This is a genomic window from Bartonella sp. AD328YNZD (genome assembly GCF_042196425.1).
In genome coordinates this window covers 6,088-8,961 of the sequence record NZ_JBHIQG010000077.1, presented here as the reverse complement: position 1 = coordinate 8,961, position 2,874 = coordinate 6,088, and the positions used below count along the sequence as shown (strand labels likewise).

The 2,874-nt window shown below is 36.8% G+C and carries 1 protein-coding gene; it reads left to right on the top strand.

The features are described 5' to 3' along the window. Positions 1-364 precede the first annotated feature (364 nt). Positions 365-2,874: diguanylate cyclase domain-containing protein (locus ACFIO3_RS05355; RefSeq protein WP_375704176.1), on the top strand; the 2,510-nt coding region annotated here is incomplete at its 3' end.

Sequence of the window (2,874 nt, the reverse complement as noted above, 5' to 3'; positions counted from 1 at the left end):
ACATATTTTATCATAAAATTTACCACAAAAGCTCTCCTCATTAAATAAGTTTTGGAAATATTGGGCAAAGAGGTGTACAAAACTACCCAATTCATACTTCATGTGATAAAGATTCTAATCAGTAAAGATATATCCGTGAAATATGGAAATTCATGGTTTAACTTTGCCCTTTTAAAATATAAAACTTCATTCGCTTCAGGTTCCATTGAAGCAGATGGGTATGTGATCTATTTGTATATAAAATCACATAACTTAAGAAAAAGTGATAACAATTTATTATGTAAATAAATTATAAAAGGTGGACGTTTTTTCTCAAAAATCGAAATGAAAATTAAACATCCTAAAATATTGAGAGTGGGACATTGTGAAGAGTTTGCGTAAAATAATTGACATCATTTTCATTGTAGTCGTTAGTTCTTTTGTCCATCTTACATCAGCACAAGCAATTGAACCAGTTAAAATTTCTTCTCAGGATGCTGCTCTTGATCTCTCAAAAGCAATTGAAATTCACCATACAAACAATTCTATTTTTCAAACAAGTACAGCACCAGGACCAGATGGTATTGTATGGCGTATTGAAGTGCAGGCAAAAAATGAAAAATTTTCCGGAAATTGGGCCGTTTTTTCTCTTGCAAATCCAACAGATGAACAAGTTGATCGTCTCATCGTTGCCCCCCATTACCGCATGGCACGTTCTGGATTTTTTTGGCCAGACCTTGGATCATCAAGGATTCAATCCATAACGCCAAGCGAAGGTTTTTCCCTCGATCGTCAACCGAGTGCAAACTCTGATATCTTTCGTATTACCCTTAACCCTGGTGCTGTTATTACATTTGTGGCCGAACTTAACTCTGCAAATCTACCGCAAATCTATTTATGGCAACCTGAAGCTTATAAAGATGCAATTAATTCTTATACGCTTTATCACGGTATTCTTCTTGGGATATCAGGTCTTTTAGCGCTTTTGTTAACTGTTCTCTTCGTCGTCCGTGGAACAGGGCTGTTTCCTGCAACAGCTGCTGTTGCTTGGGCAGTGCTTTTTTATATTGGTATTGACTTCAATTTTTTAAATAAATTCTTTGCTGTTACACTCACAACCCAACCAATCTGGCGTGCTGGTACAGAAGTAGCACTTACTGCTACACTCTTCATTTTTCTTTTTACCTATCTCAGCCTTAACCGCTGGCATTATCATTTTAGTTACGGGGCTATCGCTTGGACCATTGCCTTTTGCAGTCTAGGAGCCTTTGCTATTTATGATCCCATCAGAGCCGCTGGAATTGCGCGTTTGTCTTTTGGCCTTACCGCTGTGCTTGGTATAATATTAATCATCTATTTCTCAATCAGAAGCTATGACCGCGCCATTATGCTTATTCCAACATGGTTGCTCATTAGCTTTTGGTGTGTTGGAGCCTATGCCTGCATAGCTGGACATTTAAACAATGATATTATCCAGCCAGCATTAGCGGGGGGATTAGTGCTCATTGTTCTTCTCATTAGCTTTACTGTCCTGCAACAAACTTTTTCTAATGACGCTTTCCATGAAGGAATATTTTCCGACCTTGAACAACAAGTACTCGCAGCAAAGGGAGCTGGAAATATTATTTGGGATTGGAATATTGAGCGTGACCGTATTGTTGTACATCCAAACATGGCAACCCTTTTTGGTACTGAAATTCATAACCTCAATGGACCTATGCGCAACTGGATTTCAGCCTTGCACCATGATGATCGTGAACGCTTTCAAGCCGTATTGGATATCATTCTTAAAAATAAAAAAGGGCGCATTGATCAAATTTTTCGGCTTTCTTCCGGTGGTGGTTATTATCATTGGTTTTCTCTTCGTGCACGTCCGGCTATGCAAAAAGATGGAAAAATCACTCGTGTCATTGGAACCATTGTCAATATTACTAACCATAAAAAATCCGAAGAACGCTTATTGCATGATGCAATCCACGACAGCTTAACCGGACTTCCTAACCAACAAATTTTCTTTGATAGACTACAAAATTATACCTCTTTAGCGAAAGCAAATATCAAAATTAGACCAACCGTCTTTATGATTGATTTTGATAATTTTCGCCAAATTAATCGCAAATTAGGTATCGCTGTTGGGGATACTGTACTTCTTATAATTGCACGTCGTTTAAATCGTCTCATTAATTTTCAAGATACCTTATCGCGCCTTTCTGCAGACCGCTTTGCAATTATTTTACTCAGTGAAACAGAACCACAAAAAATTGCAGCATTTGCAGATCATTTGCACAAAACAATTTCAGCACCTATTTCACTTTCAGAAAATAAAATAATCCTTTCAACCTCTATCGGATTGGTTACATGGAGTGAAAGTCGATCAACTGCTAAAGATATTTTTAATGATAGTGAATTAGCAATGATTCGCGCAAAACAAATGGGGGGAAATCATATTGAACCTTTTCGTCCTAATTTTCGCACTCTGGGTCTCGAACATAATACTCTGGAGAAAGATGTTCATTATGCAATAAAACGTAATGAGATGAAAATCCTCTACCATCCTATTCTTAATTTATCAGACGGACATATTATTGGTTTTGAAACAATTGTAGAATGGCATCATCCCACTTATGGAAATTTAAATGTCTCTGATTTCATAAAAATCGTAGAAAATGAACAAATTGTTATGGATTTGTCACAATTTATCATTGATAATGCCATTATCGATCTTATAAATGTACAAGAAAAGTTTTCCCAACAATCTTTCTTTATTTCAATTAATTTACCAAGCGCAGAAATGATTCATCCTCGTTTTATCAGTCAATTGCGTGCCGCTTTGCTTCGGCATCCGCTCCACAAAGGACGCTTAATGATTGAAATATCTGAATTTGTCTTAAGAAA